Annotated in this window: 23 protein-coding genes; 10 read left to right on the forward strand and 13 right to left on the reverse strand. The window is 63.8% G+C overall.

Annotated elements, in window-relative coordinates:
• Positions 1-78: 78 nt before the first annotated feature.
• Together NKI31_RS23700 and NKI31_RS23705 are read right to left on the reverse strand one after the other, a co-directional pair.
• Positions 79-1,575, reverse strand: a complete 1,497-nt coding sequence (locus NKI31_RS23700; protein ID WP_352652674.1) for an FAD-linked oxidase C-terminal domain-containing protein — start codon at positions 1,573-1,575, stop codon at positions 79-81.
• A gap of 265 nt (positions 1,576-1,840) precedes the next feature.
• The gene (locus tag NKI31_RS23705) at positions 1,841-3,163 is read right to left on the reverse strand and encodes a DUF3422 family protein (RefSeq protein ID WP_023727715.1); all 1,323 of its coding nucleotides are present in this window, start codon (positions 3,161-3,163) and stop codon (positions 1,841-1,843) included.
• A 205-nt stretch (positions 3,164-3,368) separates the two neighbouring features.
• On the opposite strand from NKI31_RS23705, the gene NKI31_RS23710 reads away from it, so the two are divergent.
• Genes NKI31_RS23710 through NKI31_RS23720 form a run of 3 tightly spaced genes read left to right on the forward strand, consistent with a single transcriptional unit; the run spans position 3,369 to position 6,138 of the window.
• Positions 3,369-4,166, forward strand: coding sequence for an FCD domain-containing protein (locus NKI31_RS23710; protein WP_023692349.1), 798 nt, complete (start codon positions 3,369-3,371; stop codon positions 4,164-4,166).
• Positions 4,167-4,178: 12 nt separating this feature from the next.
• Positions 4,179-5,315 carry an alpha-hydroxy acid oxidase gene (locus NKI31_RS23715; protein ID WP_023681836.1) on the forward strand — a complete coding sequence of 379 codons (1,137 nt, stop codon included), beginning with the start codon at positions 4,179-4,181 and terminating at the stop codon, positions 5,313-5,315.
• A gap of 55 nt (positions 5,316-5,370) precedes the next feature.
• Positions 5,371-6,138, forward strand: a complete 768-nt coding sequence (locus NKI31_RS23720) for a metallophosphoesterase family protein (protein ID WP_352652675.1) — start codon at positions 5,371-5,373, stop codon at positions 6,136-6,138.
• Here NKI31_RS23720 and NKI31_RS23725 read toward each other — a convergent pair.
• Both NKI31_RS23725 and NKI31_RS23730 read right to left on the reverse strand, forming a co-directional pair.
• Positions 6,135-6,275 (reverse strand): hypothetical protein, encoded by a 141-nt coding sequence (locus NKI31_RS23725; protein WP_006206855.1) that lies wholly within the window; start codon positions 6,273-6,275, stop codon positions 6,135-6,137. The genes NKI31_RS23720 and NKI31_RS23725 overlap by 4 nt on opposite strands.
• 371 nt (positions 6,276-6,646) lie before the next feature.
• Complete coding sequence (locus NKI31_RS23730) at positions 6,647-7,345, reverse strand: type 1 glutamine amidotransferase (protein ID WP_023815108.1); 699 nt, start codon at positions 7,343-7,345, stop codon at positions 6,647-6,649.
• An 86-nt stretch (positions 7,346-7,431) separates the two neighbouring features.
• Here NKI31_RS23730 and NKI31_RS23735 point away from each other — a divergent pair, with 86 nt between their 5' ends.
• From NKI31_RS23735 to NKI31_RS23750, 4 genes are all read left to right on the forward strand, one after another.
• Positions 7,432-8,079, forward strand: coding sequence for a hypothetical protein (locus NKI31_RS23735; RefSeq protein ID WP_023686822.1), 648 nt, complete (start codon positions 7,432-7,434; stop codon positions 8,077-8,079).
• Between the two features lie 31 nt (positions 8,080-8,110).
• Positions 8,111-8,845 (forward strand): 16S rRNA (uracil(1498)-N(3))-methyltransferase, encoded by a 735-nt coding sequence (locus tag NKI31_RS23740; protein WP_023686821.1) that lies wholly within the window; start codon positions 8,111-8,113, stop codon positions 8,843-8,845.
• Between the two features lie 114 nt (positions 8,846-8,959).
• Positions 8,960-10,333 (forward strand): glutamate--cysteine ligase, encoded by a 1,374-nt coding sequence (locus NKI31_RS23745; protein WP_023692353.1) that lies wholly within the window; start codon positions 8,960-8,962, stop codon positions 10,331-10,333.
• Positions 10,334-10,423: 90 nt separating this feature from the next.
• Positions 10,424-11,485: a DUF937 domain-containing protein gene (locus NKI31_RS23750; RefSeq protein ID WP_023704475.1), complete on the forward strand. Its 1,062-nt coding sequence runs from the start codon at positions 10,424-10,426 to the stop codon at positions 11,483-11,485.
• Between the two features lie 232 nt (positions 11,486-11,717).
• Here NKI31_RS23750 and NKI31_RS23755 read toward each other — a convergent pair whose 3' ends face one another.
• Positions 11,718-12,008 carry a DUF1127 domain-containing protein gene (locus NKI31_RS23755; RefSeq protein WP_023692355.1) on the reverse strand — a complete coding sequence of 97 codons (291 nt, stop codon included), beginning with the start codon at positions 12,006-12,008 and terminating at the stop codon, positions 11,718-11,720.
• A gap of 178 nt (positions 12,009-12,186) precedes the next feature.
• Here NKI31_RS23755 and NKI31_RS23760 point away from each other — a divergent pair, with 178 nt between their 5' ends.
• Complete coding sequence (locus NKI31_RS23760) at positions 12,187-13,143, forward strand: LysR substrate-binding domain-containing protein (protein WP_023695095.1); 957 nt, start codon at positions 12,187-12,189, stop codon at positions 13,141-13,143.
• A 6-nt stretch (positions 13,144-13,149) separates the two neighbouring features.
• Here NKI31_RS23760 and NKI31_RS23765 read toward each other — a convergent pair whose 3' ends face one another.
• Entirely contained in the window at positions 13,150-15,348 is a 2,199-nt protein-coding gene (locus NKI31_RS23765; protein WP_023723354.1) for a bifunctional diguanylate cyclase/phosphodiesterase, read from the reverse strand.
• A gap of 91 nt (positions 15,349-15,439) precedes the next feature.
• Between NKI31_RS23765 and xseA the strand changes: the two genes are divergently transcribed.
• On the forward strand, positions 15,440-17,101 hold the full coding sequence (xseA, locus tag NKI31_RS23770) for an exodeoxyribonuclease VII large subunit (protein ID WP_352652677.1): 1,662 nt from the start codon (positions 15,440-15,442) through the stop codon (positions 17,099-17,101).
• Between the two features lie 8 nt (positions 17,102-17,109).
• The gene (locus tag NKI31_RS23775; protein ID WP_023695092.1) at positions 17,110-18,228 is read left to right on the forward strand and encodes a DmpA family aminopeptidase; all 1,119 of its coding nucleotides are present in this window, start codon (positions 17,110-17,112) and stop codon (positions 18,226-18,228) included.
• Between the two features lie 33 nt (positions 18,229-18,261).
• Here NKI31_RS23775 and NKI31_RS23780 read toward each other — a convergent pair whose 3' ends face one another.
• The 7 genes from NKI31_RS23780 to NKI31_RS23810 all read right to left on the reverse strand — a co-directional run bounded on the left by NKI31_RS23780 (position 18,262) and on the right by NKI31_RS23810 (position 25,789).
• Positions 18,262-18,504 (reverse strand): DUF768 domain-containing protein, encoded by a 243-nt coding sequence (locus tag NKI31_RS23780; protein ID WP_023670565.1) that lies wholly within the window; start codon positions 18,502-18,504, stop codon positions 18,262-18,264.
• A gap of 621 nt (positions 18,505-19,125) precedes the next feature.
• Positions 19,126-20,019, reverse strand: coding sequence for a sugar phosphate isomerase/epimerase family protein (locus NKI31_RS23785; RefSeq protein ID WP_023707957.1), 894 nt, complete (start codon positions 20,017-20,019; stop codon positions 19,126-19,128).
• Positions 20,020-20,085: 66 nt separating this feature from the next.
• Positions 20,086-21,024 carry an ABC transporter substrate-binding protein gene (locus NKI31_RS23790; protein WP_023670567.1) on the reverse strand — a complete coding sequence of 313 codons (939 nt, stop codon included), beginning with the start codon at positions 21,022-21,024 and terminating at the stop codon, positions 20,086-20,088.
• A 76-nt stretch (positions 21,025-21,100) separates the two neighbouring features.
• Positions 21,101-22,093, reverse strand: coding sequence for an ABC transporter permease subunit (locus NKI31_RS23795; RefSeq protein WP_023740485.1), 993 nt, complete (start codon positions 22,091-22,093; stop codon positions 21,101-21,103).
• Positions 22,090-23,586, reverse strand: a complete 1,497-nt coding sequence (locus NKI31_RS23800; protein ID WP_050588083.1) for a sugar ABC transporter ATP-binding protein — start codon at positions 23,584-23,586, stop codon at positions 22,090-22,092. Before NKI31_RS23800 ends, NKI31_RS23795 begins: the two co-directional genes overlap by 4 nt.
• Before the next feature lie 44 nt (positions 23,587-23,630).
• The gene (locus tag NKI31_RS23805; protein ID WP_352652678.1) at positions 23,631-25,010 is read right to left on the reverse strand and encodes an FGGY-family carbohydrate kinase; all 1,380 of its coding nucleotides are present in this window, start codon (positions 25,008-25,010) and stop codon (positions 23,631-23,633) included.
• Positions 25,007-25,789 (reverse strand): DeoR/GlpR family DNA-binding transcription regulator, encoded by a 783-nt coding sequence (locus NKI31_RS23810; RefSeq protein ID WP_352652679.1) that lies wholly within the window; start codon positions 25,787-25,789, stop codon positions 25,007-25,009. Before NKI31_RS23810 ends, NKI31_RS23805 begins: the two co-directional genes overlap by 4 nt.
• Between the last annotated feature and the right edge of the window lie 174 nt (positions 25,790-25,963).

Consider the following 25,963-nt stretch of genomic DNA (forward strand, 5'->3'; position numbering starts at 1 on the left):
GCAAGCTGCCAATCTCTCCCCTTGAGGGGGAGATGTCCGGCAGGACAGAGGGGGGTGTTCACGCGCCAACTTAGCCACTCAAAACCTCGGAATATCCGGAAACGCGACCTGCCCGCGATGCACATGCGTGCGTCCAAGCTCCGCGCAGCGGCGCAGTTGCGGGAACACTTTTCCCGGGTTGAGCAGATGGTTGGGATCGAAGGCGCATTTGACGCGCATTTGTTGGTCGAGGTCGATCTGGTTGAACATCTCCGGCATCAAATCGCGCTTCTCGACGCCGACGCCGTGCTCGCCGGTCAAGACGCCGCCGACCTTGACGCAGAGCCGCAAGATGTCGGCGCCAAAACTTTCCGCCTTGTCGAGTTCGCCCGGCACGTTGGCGTCATAGAGGATCAGCGGATGCAGATTGCCGTCGCCGGCGTGGAAGACATTGGCGACGCCGAGGCCGTATTTCTCCGACAGTTCGCGCATGCCGGCGAGCACACCCGGCAATTCCTTGCGCGGGATGGTGCCATCCATGCAGTAATAGTCGGGCGAGATGCGGCCGACCGCCGGGAAGGCCGCCTTGCGACCGGCCCAGAAGCTCAGCCGCTCCTGTTCGGATTGCGAGACGCGGCATGTGGTGGAGCCGTTCCTGTAGGCGATCGCTTCGACGAGACCGATCAGGTGATCGACCTCGACGCCCGGCCCGTCGAGTTCGACGATCAGCAGCGCCTCGACATCAAGGGGATAGCCGGCGTGGACGAAATCTTCCGCGGCATGGATCGCCGGCCGGTCCATCATCTCCATGCCGCCAGGGATAATGCCGGCGCCGATGATGTCGGCGACGCATTGGCCGCCCTGCTCGCTGGTCGGAAAGCCGATCAGCAGAGCACGGGCCGTCTCTGGCTTTTTCAGGATGCGCACGGTGACCTCGGTGACGACGCCGAGCAGGCCTTCGGACCCCGTCATGACGCCGAGGAGATCATAGCCTTCCGAGTCCAGATGATTGCCGCCAAGCCGCACCACCTCGCCGTTCATCAGCACCATCTCAATGCCCAGCACATTGTTGGCGGTCAGGCCGTATTTCAGGCAGTGCACGCCGCCGGAATTTTCAGCGACATTGCCGCCGATCGAGCAGGCGATCTGGGAGGATGGATCGGGCGCATAGTAGAAGCCCTCCTGCTCGACGGCGGTGGTGATGCCGAGATTGGTGACGCCGGGCTGAGCGACGACGACGCGATCGGGATAGTCGATGGCAAGGATGCGGTTGAAGCGGCTCATGACCAGCAGCACGGCATCCTCGAGCGGCAACGCGCCGCCGGAGAGCGAGGTGCCGGAGCCGCGCGGCACGACACGGATGTTGCGGTCGTTGCAGTATTTCAGCACCCGCGACACCTGCGCCACCGTTTCCGGCAGCACCACGACCAGCGGCAATTGCCGGTAGGCGGTGAGACCGTCGCTTTCGAAGGCGCGCATTTCGTTGGTGGCGTCGACGACGCCCTCGCCCGGCACGATGATGCGCATATCGGCGACGATCTCTGCGCGCCTTCGCATCGTGGCGTCGTCTGGCTTGGGCATGACAAGGCCGGACATTCGCGGCGTCCTCCGCTTGGCTGGTAAAAATCTTTTACCAGTTACATCCGGATGTTGCAAACACCGCGTCGGGCAAAGAGCGTACTGCCAGCCTTCCGCAGCGGCAATCTGCCGCTATGGATCTTAACCCTCCCCCTTGTGGGGAGGGTCGCGAACGCAGTGAGCGGGGTGGGGGTCCGCGCGACGAAAGCTCTTTACGAGCACCCTCACCCCGATCCGCTATGCGGATCGACCCTCCCCACAAGGGGGATGGTAAAGTGCGCTCCTACTCCCCCGGATGTTTCGCCGGCTCGGAGTGCATCCGCCTGACTCGCCGCACGCCCCACCAGACCAGCAGGATGGCGACCGGCACCGCGACGGCCGTGACGACTTCCGGTGCAAAGGCATGGCCGAAGATCGAGGCGCCCTTGGCGAGATAGGAGATCAGGCCGACGACATAGTAGGACACTGCCGCCACCGACAGGCCTTCCACCGTCTGCTGCAGCCGCAGTTGCAGCCGGGCACGGTTGTTCATCGACGCCAGCAGATCGCGGTTCTGCTTCTCGACCTCGACATCGACCCAGGTGCGCAGCAGCGTGGTGGCGCGGGTTAGTTTGCGCGACAGGTTGGCCTGGCGCTCCTCGACCGAACGGCAGGTGCGCATGGCGGGTGCCACCCGCCGCTGCAGGAAGCCGCCCCAAGTGTCGTAGCCGGGCACGGCTTCTTCGTCCAGCGCTTCCAGCCGCTCGACAACGATGCCGTCATAGGCGCGGCTGGCGCCGAAGCGATAGAGGCTGGAGGCGGCATCAGCCTCGAGTTCAGCGGCAAGCTCGGTCAGGTCGGCGAGCAGCGTCTGGCTGTCGCGGGTTTCAGCGACCTTCATTTCCAGCGTGGTCTGCGCCAGCCGGTCCTCAATGCGGCGGGCGCGGCCCGACAGCGTCAGCGCCAGCGGCAGGCCGAGCATGGCAAGCGTGCGATACGTCTCGACGTCGATCAGCCGCTGCGACAGCGCGCCGGTCCGCGCCGGCGTCAGGCCGCGATCAAGCACCAGGATGCGGGTCAGGCCGTCGCCGTCCTGGCGGAAATCGGTGACGATGGCCGCATTGCCGCGCTCGACCAGCGAATAGCAGAGGCTCGTCGGGTCGAAGGCCGCAATCAGCTTCTCGCTTGCCGGCGTCCATTTGCGGATCTCCAGCCTTATGCCTGAGATCACCGTTCCCGGCGGCGAGAACCCGTTGCCGAAAGGAGAATCCTCCTGCGCCCTGCCGCTTTCGGCAAGCGGCCCTTCCCAAAGATAGGTCGAGAATTCCGTATGCCGCTCCCAGCGCAGCGTACCCTTGCCCCACTTCATGGCGTGGTGGCGGGCATGACGGTCGGGCGCCGCGATGCCGAGGCGCCGCGACAGTTCGGAGAGCACGGCCATGTCGACGCTGGAGCCGCCCTCGGTCATGAAGGCGAGTTGCACAAGCACGCGCGGCTTCTCGATCAGCGGATGCGGCCGGGCATGGACCTCGCCGATCGCGCCGGGCCGTCCCTCATGCGCGGGAAAGCCCATCACGCTGCCCTGGGCGCGCGGCTGGAATTCGAGGTTGGACGTCTCGTCCGACACGGTGGTCCCCCTGTTCTCGACCCTTCGTGTGATGGCGTCCTCTAAAGGCAATCCATGAGGCGCGTAAACACCAAAGTCTAGCATCGTAGGTCCTGCCGGCGCGACGCGCAGACCGACCCGATTGGGCAAATTGGATAAATAATTTGACCAGTTGGCGACGCTGGCTTTATCTTGCGCGACGCCGGTTCAATTTCCCAGGCCCCCGTTGAGCGATATTTTCTCCAGGATCGAGCATTCGCGCACCGCCGACGAGGTGGTGCAGCAGATCGAAAGCCTGATCCTTGAAGGCGTGCTGCGCACCGGCGACCGGCTGCCGGGCGAGCGCGAGCTGGCGCGCCAGTTCGACGTGTCGCGGCCGATCCTGCGCGATGCGCTGAAGGCGCTGGAAGGGCGCGGGCTGCTGATCACCAAGGCCGGCGGCGGCACCCATGTCGCCGACGTCATCGGCCAGTTGTTCACCAAGCCGGTGACCGACCTCATCTCGATGCACCGCAAGGCGGTGACCGACTATCTGGAATACCGCCGCGAGATCGAAGGTGTTGCGGCCGAATATGCGGCGCGGCGCGCGACAGCGGACGACATTGCGCTGCTCGACCGCATCGTGGCGCGCATGGACGAGGCGCACCGCACCGGCGATTTCGACGACGAGGCGGAAATCGACGTCGAGTTCCACCATGCTGTGTGCGAATGCGCGCACAACATCATCCTCTTGCACACGCTGCGCTCCTGCTACCGGCTGCTGTCTGAAGGCGTGTTCCAGAACCGGCTTCTGGTGTTCAGCGTGCCCGGAGCGCGCGAGGCGCTGCTGGCCCAGCACGGCGCGATCTACAAAGCCGTGAAGGCCGGCGATCCCTCAGCTGCCCGCCAAGCGGCGATGGACCATATCTCCTATGTCGAGCGCTCGATGCTCGAGGCCGAACGCAGCGGCGACTGGCAGCGCGTGTCGCGGCTCAGGCTTAAGCAGCGCTCCGACGCCGACGACGGCTTCAAGACGACTGGCTAACGAGGAACCACCATGAGCGACATCCTCACCATTGCCGATCTCAAGGACCTGGCGCGCCGGCGGGTGCCGAAGATGTTCTTCGACTATGCCGATTCCGGCGCCTGGACCGAAAGCACCTACCGCGCCAACGAAGAGGACTTCCAGAAGATAAAATTCCGTCAGCGCGTACTGGTCGACATGAGCAACCGCTCGCTGGAATCGACCATGATCGGCGAGAAAGTGGCGATGCCGGTGGCGCTTGCCCCAACTGGAATGACCGGCATGCAGCATGCCGATGGCGAGATGCTGGCCGCGCAGGCGGCAGAGGAATTCGGCGTGCCGTTCACGCTGTCGACGATGAGCATCTGCTCGATCGAGGATGTCGCGTCGGTGACCAAGAAGCCGTTCTGGTTCCAGCTCTACGTGCTTCGCGACAAGGATTTCGTGCTCGACCTGATCGACAGGGCGAAGGCTGCAAAATGCTCGGCGCTGGTGTTGACGCTCGACCTGCAGATCTTGGGGCAGCGCCACAAGGATGTCCGCAACGGGCTGTCGGCGCCGCCCAAGATGACGCTGGCCAACATTGCCAACATCGCCATGCGGCCACGCTGGCTGATGGGCATTGCCGGCACCAAGCGCCGCACCTTCCGCAACATTGTCGGCCATGCCAAGGGCGTCGGCGACGTCGCTTCGCTGGCATCGTGGACGACGGAGCAGTTCGACCCGCATCTGTCGTGGAAGGATGTCGCCTGGATCAAGGAACGTTGGGGCGGCAAGCTGATCCTGAAAGGCATTCTCGACAAGGAGGACGCGCTGATGGCGGTCGAGACCGGCGCCGACGCCATCATCGTTTCCAACCATGGCGGGCGCCAGCTCGACGGCGCATCGTCGTCAATCATGGCGCTGGAAGAGATCGCCGATGCCGTCGGCGACAGGATCGAGGTGCATATGGACGGCGGCATCCGCTCGGGCCAGGACGTGCTGAAGGCGCTTTGCCTCGGCGCCAAGGGCACCTATATCGGCCGCCCGTTCCTGTACGGATTGGGCGCCATGGGCAAGCAAGGCGTGACCCTGGCGCTGGACATCATCCGCAAGGAGATGGACATCACGCTGGCACTGTGCGGCAAGCGGCTGGTGACCGACATGGGCAAGGACCAGTTGCGGCGCTAGGGTCTTGTTCACCGATTAGACCCTAGCCTCGCTGGATCACGGAGACGAAGCCGCCTTGACCGAGACCGGCATCCACTACCTCGACGCGCGCGCACCCGATGGCATGCGCCTCTATGCGATCGGCGACGTGCATGGCCGGCTCGATCTGCTCGCCGCCATGCATCGCCGCATCGAGAGCGAACTCGAATACAAGCCGACCAGCGATTGGCGCGTCATCCACCTCGGCGACTATGTCGACCGCGGACCAGAGTCCAAGGGCGTCATAGACTTCCTGATCGAGGCACAGAAACGCGATCCGCGGCATCTGATGCTCGCCGGCAACCACGATATCGGCTTCCTCGACTTTCTCGACGAGCCTGACCCGGAAGGGCTGTTCATCCGTTATGGCGGCGTGCAGACGGCACAATCCTATGGTGTCGACTTAGCGGGACACGCAAGCTGGTTCGGCAAGGCCGAGGCGTTACGGCGGGGACACCAGGCACTGGTCAATGCTGTACCGCAAGCCCATGTCGACTTCCTGCGGTCGCTGCAATTGTCACTGATATCAGGTGATTTCTTCTTCTGCCATGCTGGCGTCAGGCCTGACGTGCCGCTGGCGAGCCAGAGCCCGCAGGATCTGGTCTGGATACGCGACGTCTTCCACAACCATCCAGGGCTTTACCCCAAGGTGATCGTGCACGGCCACACACCGGTGCCGGAGGCGGAGGTGATGCCGAACCGCGTCAATGTCGACACACTCGCCTGGCAGTCAGGCATGCTCAGTGCGCTCGCCGTGGACGGCGCGGACAAGCGTATCCTGACTGTGCAGGGAAAAGCGTTTTAGCGAAGCGCGGCGGTGACGCCGTAGCCGTCGACGGCCTGATGGTTGTTGGCTGCATCGGCGGAATAAATGCCGAGACCGCACAAAACGATGGCAGACAGCATGACAAAGGACAGAAGCGCTGCTTTCACGGACGTCATCTCTAGTTGAGCTTCCTGCATCTGGGCACGAGGCGGTTACCAATGGGTTGAAACCGAGAATTCGTCTCAAAGTTTCGACGATTTCGCGCTTGTAGGTCGATTCTGTATCGGCGGTGTGTCGCGCGGATCACACAGAAGGTTCATCGCGGTTGCATTGCCGATGCAGAGCGCGCGCCTTGTAGGATAGCGTTCGGCCACAAACCAAGGACGAAAGAGGTTGTCCCCGGCGGATTCCCCGCCGCGTGCCAATTATGCAACGGATAGAGCGGTTCGCCGCTACGGCGAACCGCTCTATCTTTTTATCTGACGCAATTCCGGACGGAAAACCGCTTCACACTTTTCCTGGAATTGCTGACTGCGCGCGGCCAGTCTCAGATCGTCGCCACCCAGGCGCGGGCAATGGCCAAGCCCGCGGCGTCGGCCTGGGGGCCGTTGAGAGCCATTTCGCTGTCGAGGCGGTCGTGCCAGTCGGGATGGCGATCGGCAATCAGCGGCGCGAAGGACGTGCTCCAGTCCCTCACCATCGGCCGGTCGGCCTCGAAATGGAACTGGAAGCCGTAGACGGCGCGGCCGATACGGAACGCCTGGTTCTCAGCAATTTCGCTGCCGGCAAGCCGCACCGCATTTGACGGCAGCGCGAAAGTGTCGTCGTGCCATTCGAAGATGGGGAAATCCTGGGGAAGTGCGCCAAGCACCGGATCGGTTCTGGCATCCGGCGTCAGCGATACCTTGTGCCAGCCGAATTCCGAGGCGCCGCCGATCTGGTTCTCACCGCCGAAAGTGCGGGCAACCAACTGGCTGCCCAGGCAGATACCGAGAACCGAGCGATCCTTGGCGGCGAAATCGCGGGTCAGTTCGAGCAGCGCCGGGAAATACGGGTAGTCATCGTCGGCCAGCGCATTCTGACCGCCGCCAAGCATCACCATGGCATCGTGTCCGGTCGCGTCGTCCGGCAGCGCATCGCCCTTGTAGGGCCGGCGCAGGTCGAGATCGGCGCCGGCTTCGGCGAGCGCGGCACCAACCTGGCCAAGGCCGGTGTTTTCGTAGTTCTGGACCACCAGCACCCGCATCGCAAAACCCTGCTGACATGAAATGACGCGACGAGCGATATCATGTCGCCCGTATTGCAGCCAAGATGCGTATTCGGGAGAGAGCTATGCCACTGCAGAACCGGGTCGATCCGTTCGGCGCCATCCATGCCATATCCGAGCGCGGCCTGTTCACCGGCAATCGCGGCATCATCCACGATCCTGAGACCAAGACGCTGCTGAAAAAGCGTTGGGCCTTGCCGGCCTGGATCATCTGCGTCTGCCAATTCCGCAATGCGCGGCGCGAGCCGATGGGCAGGAACAGGCCGGGCGGCAGGGCCGGCTGGACCGAGTTGTTCTTCCTCGACGAGGTGACGGCGCTGGCCGCCGGGCACCGTCCCTGTTTCTATTGCCGGCGTGAGCGAGCCACGGATTTTGTCGGGCGTTTCGGCAAAGTCTTCGGTGTAAACGAACCGCGCGCGCCAATGGTGGACAAGCGCCTGCACAAGGAGCGGCTGGCTTCCGGCGGCAAGCCACCTGATGTCACCATGGGAGAGCTTGCCGAATTGCCGGACGGAGCGATGATCGCGGATGGCGGCTCGGCCTATGCGCTGCGCGGCGGCAACGCGCTGCCCTGGTCGTTCGCAGGCTATGGCGATGCGGCGGCCTTCGACAGCCTTGCCGGCCGGTCGCTGCGCCTGCTCACACCGGCCACGACCGTTTCGGTGCTGCGGCACGGTTTTGAACCGGTGTGGCATCGTTCCGCCGAGACTTGACGCCAGGCACCGCCTCGCCCATTCCTCGGCGATGCGCGCCAATTACAAGATGCAGCGGCTGTTCGTGCCGGACGACCTCGCGGCAGGCATCGAATTCGATGCCGGCCAGCAGCAGAGCCATTATCTCACGCATGTGCTGCGGCTCGGCGAAGGCGCCGAGATCCTGGTCTTCAACGGCCGCGACGGCGAGTGGTCGGCGGCGATTGCCACCAGGTCGAAAAGGGCGGTGCGGCTGAAGGTGCTGGCCTCGCAAAGACCGCAACCGCCCCTGCCTGACCTGATCTATTGCTTCGCGCCGCTGAAACAGGGCCGGCTCGACTATCTCGTGCAGAAGGCGGTCGAGATGGGCGCCGGCATCCTGCAGCCGGTGATCACCCAGCACACGCAAGTGGCAAAACCCTCCATCGACCGGCTGCGCGCCAATGTCGTCGAGGCGGCCGAGCAATGCGGCATACTGGCGGTGCCGGAAGTGCGCGAGGCCGAGAAATTCGAGCGCCTGCTCTCCGGCTGGGACAAGGAACGCCGGCTTATCTTCTGCGACGAGGATGCCTCGACCAACAATCCACTGCCAGCGCTGCAGGGGTTGAGGGAAAAGAAACTGGCGCTGATGGTCGGACCGGAAGGCGGCTTTTCCGACGAGGAACGCAAGATGCTGCGGGCGCTCCCCTTCGTCACCGCCATCCCGCTCGGACCGCGCATCCTGCGCGCCGATACGGCAGCGGTGGCGGCGCTTGCGGTGATGCAGGCGACGGTCGGAGACTGGTAAGAAGCGTAAAGATCAATTCCTGTTGACCTGTGGCTCAGGATTTTTCGCTTGATCGGCTGCTGACATTTCGTCCATTTAGCGCCGGCGGGCTCCGAGAGCCGCAGAGGGGGCCCCATGGCGCGCGACACAACCGATTTCCGGGCAATCGAAGGCATCGACGAACTGGTCGAGCATCTGGCCGAAGGCAACAAGCCGCGCGACAAGTGGCGCATCGGGACCGAGCACGAGAAGTTCCCCTTCTATGTCGACGGGAACGCGCCGGTGCCCTATGGCGGCGAGCGCGGCATCCGCGCCATCCTCGAAGGCATGCAGCAAAAGCTCGGCTGGGACCCGATCATCGATGACGGCCGCATCATCGGCCTGGTCGAGCCGACCGGACAGGGCGCGATCTCGCTGGAGCCTGGTGGCCAGTTCGAGCTGTCGGGCGCGCCGCTGGAAACGATCCACCAGACCTGTCGCGAGGGCAATGCGCATCTGGCGCAGGTCCGCGAGATCGCCGAGCCGATGGGCATCCGCTTTCTCGGCCTCGGCGGCAGCCCGAAATGGTCGCTGGCCGAGACGCCGAAAATGCCGAAATCGCGCTACGAAATCATGACCCGCTACATGCCCAAGGTCGGCACCAAGGGTCTCGACATGATGTATCGCACCTGCACCATCCAGGTGAACCTCGACTTCGAAAGCGAAGCCGACATGCGCCGCAAGATGCAGGTGTCGCTGAAGCTGCAGCCACTGTCGACGGCGCTGTTTGCCAACTCGCCCTTCACCGACAGCCGGCCGAACGGGCTGCAGAGCTGGCGCGGCGACATCTGGCGCGACACCGACAACCAGCGCTCGGGCCTGCTCGAATTCTGCTTCTCGCCCGAGTTCGGCTTTGCCGACTATGTCGAATGGGCGCTCGACGTGCCGATGTATTTCGTCATCCGCGACGGCCACTATCACGACATGACGCACATCACCTTCCGCCGGTTCATGGCCGGCGCTGCCCGCAATGAAGTACCAGACGGACTGCCGACCATGGGCGACTGGGCGAACCATCTGTCGACGCTGTTCCCCGACGTCAGGCTGAAGCGCTTCCTCGAAATGCGCGGCGCCGATGGCGGGCCGTGGCGCCGCATCTGCGCACTGCCGGCCTTCTGGGTCGGGCTGCTCTATGACGAGGCCGCGCTCGACGCCGCCGAGGCGCTGACTTCGAGCTGGACGTATGAAGAAACGCTGGCGATGCGCAATGCGGTGCCGGAACAAGGCATTTCCGCGCCGTTCCGCAACACGACGCTGCGTGAGATCGGCCGCGATGTAATGACGATTTCGCGCCTTGGGCTGAAAAATCGCGGCAGGAAGAACCGCGACGGCTATGACGAGACCTCGTTCCTCAACACGCTGGACGAAGTCGTGGCGCGCGGTACCACCAGTGCTGAGGAAATGCTGTCGGCCTACCACACGCGCTGGGGCGGCTCGATCGAGCCGGTGTTCATGGAATATGCGTATTAGCGTCGCGCCTTGAGCAGCGGCAAAAGCCGCTTCAATCGAACATCGAAACGAACTAGGTTCTCCCTCGAGGATTTCCCGGAGGAGAAACCGATGCCTACCTTGTTCGACATATTGGCGCAGGCGCAGAATGGCAACGGCATGCAGGCGCTTGCCCAGCAGTACGGGCTTTCCATGCAGCAGACGCAGGCGGCTGTCGCCGCTCTGCTGCCGGCCTTCTCGCAAGGGTTGCAACGCAACACCGCCGATCCCTATGGGCTAGGCGCCTTCATGACGGCGATGGCGAGCGGCCAGCACGCGAAATATTTCGAGGACGCGACCAGGGCTTTCTCACCGCAAGGCGTCAATGAGGGCAATGGCATTCTGGGTCATCTGTTCGGCTCGAAGGAGCTGTCGCGCGCGGTGGCCAGCCAGGCCGCGCAGGCGACCGGCGTCAGCCAGCAGATCCTGCAGCAGATGCTGCCGGCCATCGCTTCGATGGTGATGGGCGGATTGTTCAAGCAGACGACAAACCAGTTGACCGGGGGTCAGATGCAGGCCGCCGGTGGCTTCGGCGGCGGCAGCAATCCGCTCGGCGAGATCATCGAACAGATGATGCGGCAGGCGGGCGGCGGGGCACAGCCTGCGCCGCAGCCAGCACCCAATCCTTACGGTGAGAACCCGCTGGGCAAAGTGCTGCAGGACATGTTCGGCGGCGGCGCCCAACAGCCGCAAAGCCAGCCGCAACAGGCGCCCAACTCCTATGGCGACAATCCGCTGGGCAAGGTGCTGCAGGACATGTTCGGCGGTGGCGCGGCACAGCAACCGCAGGGCCGGCCGCAGCAGCCAACACAGCCGCAACAGACGCAGAGCCCTTACGGCGACAACCCGCTGGGCAAGATTTTTGAAGAGATGATGCGGCAAGGCGGTGGTGGCGGCTTCGGCCTGCCCGGTGGGCAGCCGGCGCCGCAGCAGCCGCAAGCACCCCAGCCGCGACAGGCACCGCAGGAGCGCGAGGCGCCGCAACCGCAGGCCAATCCGAGCGGCAGGCCACGCAATCCGTTCGACGATATTTTCGGCAAGATGTTCGAGACCGGCGCCCAGCAGCGCGACGACTATCAGAAGGGCGTGGAAACGATCTTCGACCAGTTCAAGCGGGACATGGACCGGCGGTAGTTGGCGGTAGTTGGGCGCTGACCTTCGCGGCTTCGGAGCAAGGAACGAAGCGAGCGGCGCAGACCGCACGATGACGACGGAGCTTTAAAAGAAAAGCCCGGTCCTGGAGGAGGACCGGGCCAGTGTGCAGGCTGGCCGGCGGGGAACCGGCAGGGAGTGGGGAGCCTGCTATACTCGTTGGTCGCAGCGAGCCTGAGAAAGGTTCACGGCAACCGAAACAATGCGCCCGATATCACGCTATCTGGCGGGCGAGATCTTCGATCGTATCGGCACGATCGCTCGCAATCGCACGCAGCTTCACGGTCGGATCGGCGCCGAACGGCACATCGATGGCGACATGGAGGTCCGAGCGCGTCAGGCCGATATCGGCGAGTTCGGCGTCCGACATCTCGCCAAGGCGATAGAAGGCGCGGCGATTTTTCCAGGCCTGGTAGGCATTGAGAAGAGTGTTGGCCACGCGCGTCGCAACGGCCGGACGCGAGGTGATGCGCGAGGTCTCGGTGGCGAAATCAAACGTGGTCATGTCGGTCTCCTTCAGACTCGAACTGGACAAGACCAGGCGATCGGCGCTGGGGACAGCGGCCGTTCCGGTCTCGATTCACATGCCTTCATGTGGACAATGTGAATTTGCCACGCACCGATTGATTAATCCAACGAATGTTTCTAATCTTTAGCATCAACGCTACTGATGGATTGGACCGATGAAAGCGCCACTCGATCTCGACCAGTTGCAGACCTTCATCTCGATTGCCGATACCGGCAGCTTTACCCGCGCGGCCGAGGAAGTGCTGCGCACGCAATCGGCGGTGTCGATGCAGATGCGCCGGCTGGAAGAGCGGATCGGCAAGCCGCTGTTCGAAAAGGACGGCCGCACCAACAGGCTGACCGAGGAAGGCGACAAGCTGCTCTCCTACGCGCGCCGCCTGCTCTATCTCAACCGCGAAACGCTGGCCGCCTTCGATGACCAGCGGCTCGAAGGCACCATCCGCATCGGCACCCCCGACGACTATGCCGACCGGTTCCTGCCCGAAATCATGGCACGCTTCACACGGTCAAACCCGCGCGTCGAACTGACCGTCATCTGCGAGCCTACGCCAGGCTTGGTCGAGCATATCAAGCGCGGCAATCTCGATCTTGCGCTGGTGACGCACAACGATACGCGCGGCCAGTCGGAAGTAGTGCGGCGCGAGCCGCTGCTATGGGTGACCTCGGCCAACCATGCCACGCACGAACAGGAAGTGCTGCCGATGGCCTTCGGCCGGCCGAACTGCATCTGGCGGCGCGCCGCCGTCGATGTGCTCGACCGGCAAAACCGCGACTATCGAATCCTGTTCACCAGCTTCTCGGCCACCGTCATCACCGCCGCGGTGCTGTCGGGGCTGGCGATCTCGGTGCTGCCGGAATGCGCGCTGCGGCCCGGCATGCGAGTGCTGGGCGAAGCCGACGGTTTTGGCGCCCTGCCCGACTGCCGCATCGGCATCATGCGCGGCCAGACCTCGCGTCCCGAAATCGTCGACGCTCTGGCCCGACACATCTCGGAAAGCCTCGACAATATTTCCGTGCCGCTCGGCGAAGAAACGGGAAGCTTCGATTTCGCCTCGCTCGCCTTCGCCAAGATGAAGCGGAGCAAGCCGAACCAGATCCTGCCTGGCTGGTAGGAACGATCAGGCCGACGCTGCCGCCTCCGTCGTTGCGTTGGCCGACGACAGGCCGGGCAGCGCCACCAATTGCGCCGGCTCCAGCGGCGGCGACAAGAGGTAGCCCTGCAGCTGCTGGCAGCCCATGGCGACCAGCAGCGCCTTTTGCACCTCGGTCTCTACGCCCTCGGCGGTGACCTCGACCTTGAGCGCGCCGGCGAGATCGATCAGCGCCTTGACGATGGCGCCCGAATTGCCGTCGCCGTCGAGAAGCCGCACGAAGGAACGGTCGATCTTGAGCTTGTCGATGGCATGGCGGCGCAGATAGCTCAGCGACGAATAGCCGGTGCCGAAATCGTCGAGCACAATGCCGACGCCCGACTGGCGCAAGGCTGCCAGAGCCGCTCTGGTGGTGTCGTTGTTTTCCAGGAGAACGTTTTCGGTGATTTCGAGCTGCAGGCGCTTCGGCGCCAGTCCGGTTTCGGCGAGGATCGAGGCAACCTCTTCGGCAAAGCCGGCGTCGCGCAATTGCAGCGGCGAGACATTGACGGCGAGCCACGGCAGTTTGGTCTTCACGGCGAAGCGGCAGGCTTCCAGCAGGGCCCATGCGCCGAGCTGCCCGATCATGCCGCGTTCCTCGGCGATGGCGATGAACTGCGCCGCCGGCAGTGCGCCATGGACCTCATGCGCCCAGCGGATCAGCGCCTCGGCGCCGACAATGGTCTTGCCGTCGCTGGCAAAGACCGGCTGGTAGGCGAGCTTGATACCGGTGCCGCCATTCAGCGCGCTGCGCAGCTCGCTCTCGACCTTGCGCTTGCGCAGCAAAAGGTCGTCCATGTCGCCGGCGAAGACCTGGTAGCGGCCACGGCCGTTCTTCTTGGCTTCGTAGAGCGCGATGTCGGCCTTGCGCAGCAGATCGTCTGCGTCGGCATCAGGGCCTGTCGACAAGGCTATGCCGATGCTGGCGCTGATAAAGACCTGATCGTCCATCAGCTTGAACGGCTCCTGCAGTTTCTGCAGCACCCTCTCGGAAATATCCTCGGCGTTCCTTACGTCGCGGACATCGATCAGGATCACCGCGAATTCGTCGCCACCCAGTCTTGCCACCGTGTCGACGTCGCGAACCGTATGCTGAAGCCTGGCCGCCGTCTGGCGCACGAGTTCGTCGCCTGCCGGGTGACCAAGCGTGTCGTTGACATGCTTGAAGCGATCTAGATCGAGATAAAGCAGCGCGACCTTGCTTTCATTGCCGGAGGTAAGCAAGGCACGCCGCAGCCTGTCCTCGAACAGTGCCCGGTTGGGCAGGCCGGTGAGCGTGTCGTGAAAGGCGAGATATTGCGCCTGGGCCTGGCTGGTCTGCAGCGCCGATGACGCACGGCGCAGACGCCGGAGCAGAAAGGCGAGCACGCTCGCCGCAACCAGCGCGGCCAGAGCCAGGGCCGGGCTGGCCTTGCCCACCAGCGTCAGGCCGGGCCGTTCCTGGTCCCAGGCAATATAGCCGAGGATGACACCCTGTTTGTCGATAAGCGGAATGGCAGCCGAGCCAAGCGGCTGAGCCATCGGCAGGAGATGCGCCCCCGCCAGCAGATATTTCTGCGCGATCTTGCCGATCACCGCGTCGTTGATGAACTCTATGGAGACATGCAGATATTCGCTGCCGGATGCCTGGGTGACGCGATCCGAACTCGGCACCAGAGGCATGACGCTGAGTATGGCAGGCTGACCGCCAAGCGAGACCAGATCGTCGGCAACGAATTTTGCGCCGGCCTGGCTTGCGTCCTTGCTCATCATCTGGCGCAACCTGGCGATGGTCGGCCGCAAAGCGGGTTCGTCCTCGCCAAAGACGGCAGGCGACACGACCTTGCCTTCGCGCATGGCGTGGACCGGCCGGTTGGCGTTGTCCAGCACATAGACCCGGTTGTGGCCGTAATACGAGTACATCCAGACGCTGAAATTCTCGGCCATCCAGGTCTGGTTGCCGGCCTTGGCGTTTATAACGGAATCATCCCAGACGGCGACGCTTTCCTGCTCGCGCTTTACCGCGGCGATCTGGTCCTGCAGGCCGTTGGCAAGGAAAACCTTCTCCCGCTCGAGCGAGACCCGGTCGGCCTGCATGGTGGCGTAAAGGCCGAAGCCGACAACGATGGCCAGTGCAAAAACGGCAAGCGTCAGCACCGTCAGGGTGACCTGGAACGTCAACGGGCTGCGTTGTTTGCGGGCGCTCATGCGTCCTCCTTGGCCCAGAGTCAATCAGGCCAGGCTTAAGATCAAGTTATGGAATCTTGACGCGGAGCGACAACAGCCGCTCAATCGGCCGATGAGCGACGCAGAATCCGAATCACGAACCAATGCCACCGAATACACGGTGAGCGAGATTTCCGGCGCGCTGAAGCGTACGGTCGAGGATGTCTTCGGCCATGTGCGGGTGCGCGGCGAAATTTCCGGCTATCGCGGGCCCCACTCTTCCGGCCATGCCTATTTCACGCTGAAGGACGACCGCGCGCGGCTTGACGCGGTGGTCTGGAAAGGCACGATGGGCCGGCTGAAATTCCGCCCCGAAGAGGGGATGGAGGTGATCGCCACCGGCAAACTCACCACCTATCCCGGCAAATCCAACTACCAGATCGTCATCGACAATCTCGAGCCGGCGGGCGCCGGGGCGCTGATGGCGCTTTTGGAAGAGCGCAAGCGGCGACTGCAGGCCGAAGGGCTGTTCGACGCCGGCCGCAAGCGGCGGCTGCCGTTCATGCCGCGCACCATCGGCGTCGTCACCTCGCCGACCGGATCGGTGATCCGTGACATCATCCATCGCATCAAGGACCGCTTTCCGCTGCATGTGCTGGTCTGGCCGGTAAGAGTGCAGGGCGAGACGGCGGGGGCGGAAGTGACGGCGGCCGTCAACGGCTTCAACGCGCTGGCCTGGGATGGAGCGATCGTGCCGCCCGACCTTCTGATCGTGGCGCGCGGCGGCGGCAGCCTCGAGGACCTCTGGGGGTTCAACGATGAAGGGCTGGCGCGCGCCGTCGCCGCCTCGCGCATCCCGGTGATTTCGGCCGTAGGGCACGAGACCGACTGGACCTTGATCGATCTCGTCGCCGACATGCGGGCACCCACGCCGACAGGTGCGGCGGAGATCGCGGTGCCGGTGAAAGCGGACCTCGAAGCGACACTAGCCAGTCTTGGCGCACGGCTCAAAGCAGCCACCTTGCGCAATTTCGAACGCAAGCGGCAGGCCTCGCGTGCGGCCGCCCGGGCACTGCCCTCACCCGACCAGTTGCTGGCGCTGCCGCGACGGCGGCTGGACGAGGCGGCCAGCCGGCTTAGCCGGGGGCTGATGGTCTCCACCGAAAGAAAGCAAGCTCGGTTCTTCGCCGTGAAGCTCACTCCGGCAACGCTGTCGCGGCGAATTGCCGAGGCGCGACGCACCAACGGCCGCAACCTTTTGCGCGCTCAAGGGGCGCTGCGCGCATTGGCGAGAGCCCGGCGCGCGGAGTTGAATCGTGCGGCGGATCAGTTGCCAAAATGTGCGAAAGCATCCCTGCAACGGCACAGGCAGCAACTGGCTTTGCTGCAAGGCCGCATTACGATCGAGCCAACGGCACGGCGGCAAACCGTGCAGAGGGATCTGCTGACAGCTTTGACGAGACGTGGCACGCAAGCGGTACTGCTCAGGCTGGAGCGACTGCGCGGCCGCATCGTCCAATCCGAGAGGCTGATGGCAACGCTGTCGCACAAGGCTGTGCTGGCCCGCGGCTTCACGCTGGTCAAGGATGCCGACGGCGCGGTGATCAAACTGGCAGTTGATGTGGCGCCGGGCGCTGGCCTGCAGCTGGAGTTCGCCGACGGCATCGTAAATGCAGTCGCGACCGGCGACGCCGAGCGGGTGCAGGCCGTTGCCAAACCAGCGGCCAGCAAACCCGCCGCAAAGCCGACGGCCAGCAAACCGAAAGAACCGGGCAATCAGGGCTCGCTTTTTTAGAGGACCGCATGACCGGACATGACCCGCATCTTCAAACGCCGGCGGGCAAGCCGCGCGCCCGTGCTTTCGGCATTGCCTTCGAGGGCACGCCGGGCGGCTTCAACGCCATCACCGATGTGCCCGGCGTATCGGTCGGCTATGCGACGCTGATTTCCGGCGAGGGTCTGCTCGAGGTTGGCACGGGGCCGGTGCGCACCGGCGTCACCGCCATCCTGCCGCGGCCGTTGGCTGAGCTCGCCACGCCGGTGTTTGCGGGTGTCTTCAGCCAGAACGGCAATGGCGAGTTGACGGGGTCGCACATTATCGAGGAAGTCGGCGCCTTCAACCTGCCCGTCACGATCACCAACACGCATTCCTGCGGCGTCACCCGCGACGGCACGCTGCGTTGGATGCAACGCGTGCTGCCGGCGGCGCTCGACAGCGGCTGGGGCCTGCCGGTTGCGGCGGAGACCTATGATGGTTTCCTCAACGACATCAACGGTCATCACGTCGGCTTCGAAGATGTCGAAGCCGCGCTCGACGGTGCCGCCGGTGGAGCGATCGAGGAAGGCAGTGTCGGCGGTGGCACCGGCATGATTGCCTTTGGCTTCAAGGCCGGCTCGGGCACGGCATCGCGCATCATCGAGTGGCAGGGCATCAGGCATACGGTCGGCGTATTCGTGCAGGCGAATTTCGGCAAGCGGCGCAATTTCACACTGCGCGGCGCCCGCGTCGGGCCCGATCTGGTGGAGCCGGCGATGCGCGAAGGCACGCCGCGTGCCGAAAAGGGCTCGATCATCGCCATCGTCGCCACCGATGCGCCATTTCTGCCGCACCAGATGAAGCGGCTGGCAAAGCGCGTGCCGCTCGGCATCGCCATGACAGGCGGCTTCGGCTACCACAGTTCGGGCGACATTTTTCTGGCCTTCACCACCGCCAATCCGCAAGCAGCACTTGCACCGTCGGGACGAACCGCAAACGCCGCTTACATCCCGGACGTCGATATCGATCCGTTCTTCGATGCGGTGGCGCAAGGCGTAGAGGAGGCGATCCTCAATGCAATGGTCGCCAATGAGGATATGAGCGGACGCGACGGCAATTTCGTGCCGGCGCTGCCGAAGGCCTGGCTGAAAGATCGATTTGGATAGAGGACAAGGCCTGGCGGCGCCAGGCCTGTTGCGTCACGGCTTGGCCGCGTTGCTCTGGTCGGCCTCGGCCGCCTCTTCGAGCCGCGATGCGATCAGTTCCTGGATGTCGCCGACTTCTTCCTGGATATCTTCCAGCGGAATGCCGACCTCAGCGGCCTTGGCCGCGCACTCCTTGGCGAGGGTCTCGGCCTGCTTCTCGATCTTTACCGGCGAGTGCTGGCAGTGGACCTTTTCACCGATCCATCCGCGCAAGAACTCGATCGCATGTTCACTCATACTGCTTTTCCCTGGCGGCTATGCCGGTTGGTAACCGTAAACGTCCGCACCCGGTAAAGGATGCATGCTGCCATTCGAACCGAGTCGGCTTCGCCCGGCAAGTTGATCTTGTCGGAGGTCCGAAGAGCCGAATGAAGGGAAGGGTTCAATGAGCACGTTCTGATTGTTTGATAGAGTGGTACGTTGGCCGGGATCGGCTTCGGCTCTATGCTGTTGTTCTTACGATCTTTTCCTGCTGTCGACGGCCGATTTGTATCACAATAGGGATCGCAACGCGTAACACATTTTCTGCTGCTTCGTGGTACACCGCCACAGCTACACGGTCGAAGCCGCCGCTATATAGTGACATCATTATGCGATGTCGACTCTATCAGCCATCCTGCTTCTTTCCGCCGCGCTGTGTCAAACGTCATCCCCGTCCAGTATGGAGATCGGATGGCCCCGGAGGGCGTATGAAGATGTTGATTTTATTGCGTTTCGTGGGCCAAAATCAGAAAGCTCTCGTCAGCGTCACCCCGCTCGACTGCCTCCGCCACACTCAGCGCCTCCGACGTCGATTCCTTGCACGTAAGGCGCGGGCCGGATGAACGACAACATTGGCGCTTTGGCAGCGCGCTCCTGCTAAGGACGATGTCTCGATGCAACAAGCTCTGCCTTTCGCTGCGCCGTCTCCAGACCGATTGAGATGAAGGCGCGCGCATGCCGGGCCAATTCCATATTGTCGGACCACAGATTGCGCCAGATCGCGGTCTTCCGTGACAGGTTCTCGTCGACGATCTTCGACGAGAAGGATTCAAAGCTGAGGTCGTCCCTATAGCCGATCGCGGTCAGCGCATCGAAGATGGCGGCAAAGTCGATATTGCCGGTGCCGAGGAAACCGCGATGGCTCTCGCCGATATGGACATAACCGATCTTGTCAGCGGCATGGCGGATAGCCAGTCCGACATCGGCCTCCTCGATGTTCATGTGGAAGGTATCGAGATGCAGGAAGATGTTGTCGGAGCCGGTGTCCGCGATGAAGGCCAGGCCTTGTGAAGCGGTGTTGAGAAGATTGCTTTCGAAGCGATTGACGATCTCCAGATTGAGCGTGACGCCGGCGGCCTTGGCCGTCTCCGCAACCTTCGCAAGTGTACCCGCGCTGCGGTTCCACTGATCGCGCGTCGGCGCCTGCGTCTGCAAGCCGTGGCTGGTACTGAGGATGCCGCCAATCTTCTGGCCGCCGAGATCGCGGGTGAGCGCGATCGTCTCGTTGAGGATCTCGACGCCGCGCGCGGCAACCGCCTTGTCGGCACTCGAAATGTCGCCGTCGGCCGGCAGGCCGATGCTGATCGCCACGCCAAGCTTGAGGTCGGCGATGCGCCTGGCCAGCCCGCCAACGTCGACATTGGCGGGGTCAAGATAGGAGAACTCGATCAGGTCGAAACCGGCCTCCTTGGTGTTGGCCAGCGTCCGTTCGAGGTCGCCTTGCGCCGAACTCGCCGACCAGACAAAGGAATGAATACCGATGCGCGACATGATCGTCTCCCGTTTCTGGAATTGAGTTGCGGCCGGGTTGCCCCGGCCGCATCGGCCTTGGGAGGCTTAGCGGGCTGCGGTCCAGCCCTTGTAGTCTTTCAGGTTCTCGGCCGTGATCAGCTTCGGGTCGAGCAGCACGGTCGGCTCCGCCGGCTTCTTGCCGGCAAGCAGCTCAGCCGCCATCGTCAGCGACTGGCCAGCCATCACGTAGGGATCCTGCGAAGCCGAGGCCTTGATCATCGAGGTGCCGGAAGCGAGTTCCTTCTCGATATCGGGAGCGCCATCCACTGCGGTGAAGATGAACTCCGAGCGATTGAGCTGCTTGGCCGCAAGCTGGGCGCCGATCGCCGTCGGATCGTTGATGGCAAACACCGCATCGATCTTGTCGAAGCGGGTGAGCAGCGACTGGAAGACCTTCAGGCCGCCGTCGCGCGAGCCTTCGGCATTCTGGTCGTCGGAGAGGATCTTGATGTCGGGGTGTTTTGCAAGGACGTCCTTGCAGCCCTTCACCCGCTCCAGGATCGACGACGACGCCGGGCCGTTGAGGATAACGTAGTCGCCCTTGCCGCCGGTGTGGTCGACCAGATACTGGCAGGCCTCTTCGCCGGCCTTGACGTTGTTGGTCATCACGGTGACGTCGGCGCCTGGCGCCGAGACGTCGAAGGCGGCAACGACGATGCCCGCTGCTTGCGCCTTCTTCACCGCCGGGCCGATCGCCTTGGCATCGACCGCATTGAGCATGATCACGTCGACCCCGGCGGCGATGAAGGAATCGACCTGAGAGACCTGCTTGTTGAGGTCGTAGTCGGCCGACACTGAGGTTACCTCGACCTTCGGGTTGATCTTCTTGGCTGCGTCCTCGATGCCCTTGATGGTGGCGACGAAGAAGGGGTTGCCGAGCAGGCCGACCGAGATGCCGACCTTGTTGAGGTCCTTGGCCGATGCGGGCGCGATGGCGGCGGCCGCGAGTGCGACGCCGCAGAGCAGTTTAGCGATGGTCTTCATTGCTTTCCTCCAATTGCCCCGCGCCTCTCACGGTGCGTTACACAAACCGGTCGTTTACGCCGGCGACCAAGGTCAATCACGTTCTCGCTCCTGCCTGGAGCCTGTAGCGGTCGAGGGCGACTGCCACGATGATGACCAATCCCTTGATGATGTACTGCCAGATGTCCGAGACACCGGCCAAGATGAGCCCGTTGGATAGCACCGCTATGATCAGGCCACCGATCAGCGTACCCCAGATCGAGCCGACGCCGCCGACGAAGCTGGTGCCGCCGAGAATAACCGCGGCAATGGCGTCGAGTTCGTAAGACTGCCCAAGCTGCAGCCCGTTGGCCGCATAGAGCCGGGCCGCTGACATGGCGCCGCCAAGGCCGGCCAGCAGGCCGGAAACGCCATAGACAAAGAGCAGCACCAGCGGCACCTTGATGCCGGTCAGCCGCGCCGCTTCGGCATTGCCGCCGACGGCATAGATCCAGGTGCCGAGCACGGTGCGCTTGAGCACCAGCCAGGACAGCACCACGACCGACAACGCGATGATGACCAGCCACGGAATGCCGAACAGCGAACCGTTGCCGATGAAGTCGAACGGCAGGTCCGAGTTGAACACCGTGGTGTCCTGGCCCAGCAGGCGGGCGACGCCGCGCACAGCGGTCAGCGACCCCAGCGTGACGATGAAGGGCGGCAGTCTGATATAGGCGATCAGCAGCCCGTTGATGACGCCGAAGCCGAGGCCGACGAGAATGGCCGCCGGCACGCCCAGCAGTCCCCAATCAGGCACCAGCGACACCATCACCGCCACCATCGCCGAGGCCGCAAGTATCGAGCCAACGGAAAGGTCGATCCCGCCGGTCAGGATGACGAAGGTCATGCCCGCTGCCAGCACAATGTTGATCGACGATTGCTGCATGACGATCAGCAAATTGGTCTGGGTGAAGAAGCGCGCGTTCATCAACTGAAAGCCGACCGCCAGCAGGATCAGGATCGGCAGCATGCCAAGGGCGGCGAAGGCGGTGCGCAACCGCCGGCTCCTGCCGACAGCCTGGCCACTGATCTCGGTCGCCTTGTCGGTCATCCCTTGGCCGCTCCCGTTGCAAGTTCCATGATTGCTTCCTGGCGCAGCGGCTGGTCTTTGGACGCCGTCACCTCGCCGGCGATCGTGCCGTCGCGCATTACCAGCACGCGGTCGGCGACGCCGATCACCTCCGGCAGTTCGCTGGAGATCATCAGGATGGCGATGCCCTTTTTGGCGAGATTGTCGATCAGCCGGTAGATTTCCGACTTCGCTCCGACATCGACGCCGCGCGTCGGTTCATCCAGGATGACCACTTGCGGCTCGGTCTCGAGCAGGCGGGCAAGCAACACTTTCTGCTGGTTGCCGCCCGACAGCGAACCGGCATTGGCCTGTACCGACCTGGTGCGGATGGAGAGATCCGAAACGGCCGTGGCAGCACGTCTCTCGGCGGCTTTGAAATCCCGCAAGCCGCCGGGCCGCGCATCCCTGGCCAGCACGCCCATGCTGATGTTGTCGGATATCGACATGTCGAGGAACAGGCCGAGCTCCTTGCGGTCCTCGGTGAGATAGGCGATGCCGGCATTCAGTGCCTCGCTTGGCGAGCCGATGGTTACGGGCTTGCCGTCGAGTTCCAGCGTGCCGGCGATGCGTCTGTCGGCACCGAAGATCAGTCGCGCGAGTTCGGTGCGGCCCGAGCCGACAAGGCCAGCCAAAGCCAGCACCTCGCCCTTATACAGTTCGAAGGAGCAGTTCTTCAGGAGATTGCCGTCCGCCATGCCGCGCACCGACAAGGCGACCGCGCGCTTGTTGTCCGGCGGGCGATGATCCTTCCTGTAAAAAGCGGACAGGTCGCGGCCAACCATCATCGAGACGAGGCGCGAGGCGTTCAGCTCGGCGCGCTCGAGTGTGCCGACATAGCCGCTGTCGCGCAGCACGCTGACACGGTCGGCCAACTGGTAGACCTCTTCCATGCGGTGGCTGATGTAGATGATGGCGATGCCTTGCGACTTCAGCGTCGCGATGACCTCGAAGAGACGGTCGGTCTCGCGCGAGGTCAGCGAGGTGGTTGGCTCGTCCATGACGATGATGCGCGCGCTGGTCGAAAGCGCGCGGGCGATTTCGACCAGCTGACGCTCGCCGAGCGACAGGCTGGAAACCTGGGCCCGTGCGGAGAAGGACACGCCGAGACGCTTGATGATCTCATTGCTGCGCCGGTAGCATTGGTCGCGGTCGACGATGCCGAAACGCCTCGGCTCATTGCCGAGGAAGATGTTCTGCGCGACCGTCAGGTTGGGCGCCAGCGACAGTTCCTGATAGATAACCGCAATGCCGTGAGCCCGCGCCTTGATCGGGTCGCCGGTGGCGACCGGCACGCCGTCAATCAGTATCTCGCCGCCGGCATCAGGCCGATAGGCGCCGGACAGCACCTTCATCAAAGTCGACTTGCCGGCACCGTTTTCACCCATCAGCGCATGGACTTCGCCGGCATGGACGGTCAGCGACACGTCCTGCAAGGCGCGGACTGGCCCGAACGTCTTCGAGATGTGCCGCATTTCCAGCACTGGCTGGCGCGTGACTTCGGCCTGAGCAGCGACGATCACCGTGCGCCTCCCGCTGCCGCGCGGGGGATGCCCTGCTCGCCGATGAGGCCACGCCATGTGTCGCGATATCGGGCAAGTCCGGTGAAGCTTGCGGCACGCACGGGCTCCGGCACTTCCGCGGCAAATTCGCGGCCGACGGTCTCGAAGGCCAGCGCCGCCGCCCCGGTGGCGCTGCCCTCCAGTGTGGCCCCTTGCAGGAAGGCCTGGCTGGGACGCAGTTGCGCCACTAGCCCGGCGAGCAGGCCGCCAGCGTTCAGTCCGCCATCGACGATCACGGTGTTGTCCGAATGGATCTGGTCGAGGCAGAGGTCGACCATCAGCGCGACGTAGAGCAGCGCCACGGCTGCGCGTTCCTCGGCGCTTGGCATGCGGCCGACCAATTTGCCGGCGCGGCCGGGCATTGGGCCGCCCGGCGCGAAGCTCGGCAGCGCCATGCTGCCGGCGTTGATCACCCGCTGCACTGCCGCCGGCGCGATCGCGCCTTGCCAGCCGTCGCTGATCGTGGCGAATTCTCGCCCGCCCATAAAGCGGATGGTCGGCACAGGGCCGCCGTCGACATCGACATTGACCAGCATGTCGCGCTGGCCATCGAGCGCGTCGAGCAGGCAATCCGGATTAAGCACGACGACCCAGGTGCCGGTCGAGACGACGGTGACCGGGCCAAGCTCCTGCCGGCGATAGGCATGGAGCGCGGCATTGCTGTCATGGACACCATTGTGGATGGCGATCCGCCGCTTCGTATCGCCGAGGCGTTGCTCGCCGACAACCGAGCCCGCCCGCTCGAAACCGGGCATCCGGTCGCGCCAGCCCTCAATGTCGACCAGCGAACTGAAGTCGCGCTTGCGCGGCGCCCATAAATGCGAGTGGCAGCCGAGATAGGACACTTCCGAGACCGCCCGGCCGCCAAACCGCCAGCTCCAGTATTGTGGATAGCCGAGGATCGATTTCGCGGCCGTGAATGCACCGGGTTGCACCGCCTGTAGCCACAGCATGTGGCGACCGTAGTTGAAGCCGAGCGGCAATCGCGGCGAGAAGGTCTCGGTGAAATCCGGAACGAGGCGATCAATTTGCGCGGCAATATCAGCCGGCGGCTCTTGCTCGTAATCGAGTATCGGATGCGTCAGCGCCGCCTCGTCGACCAGGGCAAAGGTGCAGCCATGGCCCGACACCATCACGCCCTCTACGCCATGGATGTCGGCGGCCTCGCCAACGGCGCGAACCGCCCAATCGTGAAGTGCTGCCTCATCAAGCACGCTGAAGCCATCTTTGCGCATCCAGTTCGGCCGGGTCCGGCGCTCGTCGACGATGCGCCCGTCCTGAGCGAAGACGAACAGCTTCGAATTGGTCTTGCCGAAATCGAGGACGGCCATCTTCACTGGATGGCTCCCGAAGCCGAAGCGATGCGCACCGTGACGCCCGCGTCTTCCAGCATGCGCGCGTCGACGTCGGACAGGCCGTCATCGGTCACCAGCGTGCCGATGCGCGACAAGGGCAGCGCGATGTTACGGGCGTGGATCGACAGTTTGCGGCTGTCGGCCAGCACCACGATCTGGTCGGCACACAGGCTGAGATCGGCGATGGAGCGGACCAGCAGCGGGTGCGATTCCAGCACGCCCTCCTGGCCAAGGCCTTGGGCGCCGAGAAAGAACTTCGATGCGTAGAACGGCTCCGCCTGGGTCGGTGAATGGATGATCCCCGGCTCACGATGCAGATCGCCGCCGGCAACGGTCAGGCTGCAATGGCCGTGGTCGCTCAGATAGGCCGCGAGCGGCATCGAATTGGTATAGAGACGGATGCTGCGCTCGGCGAGCTTGACCCCGAGGTGGAAGCAGGTCGAACCGCCATGCACGATGACCGCATCGCCGTCGCGCACCATCGTGGCCGCGAGAGCGGCGATCTGCCGCTTGGCCTCGACCGCGAGGTCGCGGTTCTCGTCATAGGGCCTGGCATAGGCAACACCCGCCTGTGAAGCACCGTCGAGCGCCGAGATGCCGCCATAGACCTTCCGTGCTTCACCGGCCTCGTCGATCTTGTCGATGTCGCGCCGCACCGTCGCCGCCGACACGCCGAGCTGCTCCTGCAGTTCGCGCACCGACGCGAAGGGGCGATCCCGTAGCAACTCGACGATCTGACGCTGGCGGCCGGAGTCGCTCAATCGTTTTTCCTCCCAGGAGCCGTTTTTGCCACGGCATTTGACGTAACTTACTCAGCATCTTTCCGATTGCAAGAACCTTTGATGAAATTAGATCACTATTGACGTAAGTCGCTCGCATCTGCGATACACATCAGCATCCCACGATGGGTATCCGAAGCTGCGAAGCTGACTGAG

This window comes from Mesorhizobium sp. M0659, assembly GCF_040320605.1.
Lineage (GTDB): Bacteria > Pseudomonadota > Alphaproteobacteria > Rhizobiales > Rhizobiaceae > Mesorhizobium.

What these genes read in the sequence shown, in the direction of transcription:
- NKI31_RS23700 (WP_352652674.1), bottom strand. Translation starts at nt 1,575, where the DNA reads ATGTCCGGCCTTGTCATGCCCAAGCCAGACGACGCCACGATGCGAAGG.
- NKI31_RS23715 (WP_023681836.1), top strand. Translation starts at nt 4,179, where the DNA reads ATGAGCGACATCCTCACCATTGCCGATCTCAAGGACCTGGCGCGCCGG.
- NKI31_RS23725 (WP_006206855.1), bottom strand. Translation starts at nt 6,275, where the DNA reads ATGACGTCCGTGAAAGCAGCGCTTCTGTCCTTTGTCATGCTGTCTGCC.
- NKI31_RS23730 (WP_023815108.1), bottom strand. Translation starts at nt 7,345, where the DNA reads ATGCGGGTGCTGGTGGTCCAGAACTACGAAAACACCGGCCTTGGCCAG.
- NKI31_RS23735 (WP_023686822.1), top strand. Translation starts at nt 7,432, where the DNA reads ATGCCACTGCAGAACCGGGTCGATCCGTTCGGCGCCATCCATGCCATA.
- NKI31_RS23740 (WP_023686821.1), top strand. Translation starts at nt 8,111, where the DNA reads ATGCGCGCCAATTACAAGATGCAGCGGCTGTTCGTGCCGGACGACCTC.
- NKI31_RS23745 (WP_023692353.1), top strand. Translation starts at nt 8,960, where the DNA reads ATGGCGCGCGACACAACCGATTTCCGGGCAATCGAAGGCATCGACGAA.
- NKI31_RS23750 (WP_023704475.1), top strand. Translation starts at nt 10,424, where the DNA reads ATGCCTACCTTGTTCGACATATTGGCGCAGGCGCAGAATGGCAACGGC.
- NKI31_RS23755 (WP_023692355.1), bottom strand. Translation starts at nt 12,008, where the DNA reads ATGACCACGTTTGATTTCGCCACCGAGACCTCGCGCATCACCTCGCGT.
- NKI31_RS23760 (WP_023695095.1), top strand. Translation starts at nt 12,187, where the DNA reads ATGAAAGCGCCACTCGATCTCGACCAGTTGCAGACCTTCATCTCGATT.
- NKI31_RS23765 (WP_023723354.1), bottom strand. Translation starts at nt 15,348, where the DNA reads ATGAGCGCCCGCAAACAACGCAGCCCGTTGACGTTCCAGGTCACCCTG.
- xseA (WP_352652677.1), top strand. Translation starts at nt 15,440, where the DNA reads ATGAGCGACGCAGAATCCGAATCACGAACCAATGCCACCGAATACACG.
- NKI31_RS23775 (WP_023695092.1), top strand. Translation starts at nt 17,110, where the DNA reads ATGACCGGACATGACCCGCATCTTCAAACGCCGGCGGGCAAGCCGCGC.
- NKI31_RS23780 (WP_023670565.1), bottom strand. Translation starts at nt 18,504, where the DNA reads ATGAGTGAACATGCGATCGAGTTCTTGCGCGGATGGATCGGTGAAAAG.
- NKI31_RS23785 (WP_023707957.1), bottom strand. Translation starts at nt 20,019, where the DNA reads ATGTCGCGCATCGGTATTCATTCCTTTGTCTGGTCGGCGAGTTCGGCG.
- NKI31_RS23790 (WP_023670567.1), bottom strand. Translation starts at nt 21,024, where the DNA reads ATGAAGACCATCGCTAAACTGCTCTGCGGCGTCGCACTCGCGGCCGCC.
- NKI31_RS23795 (WP_023740485.1), bottom strand. Translation starts at nt 22,093, where the DNA reads ATGACCGACAAGGCGACCGAGATCAGTGGCCAGGCTGTCGGCAGGAGC.
- NKI31_RS23800 (WP_050588083.1), bottom strand. Translation starts at nt 23,586, where the DNA reads ATGCGGCACATCTCGAAGACGTTCGGGCCAGTCCGCGCCTTGCAGGAC.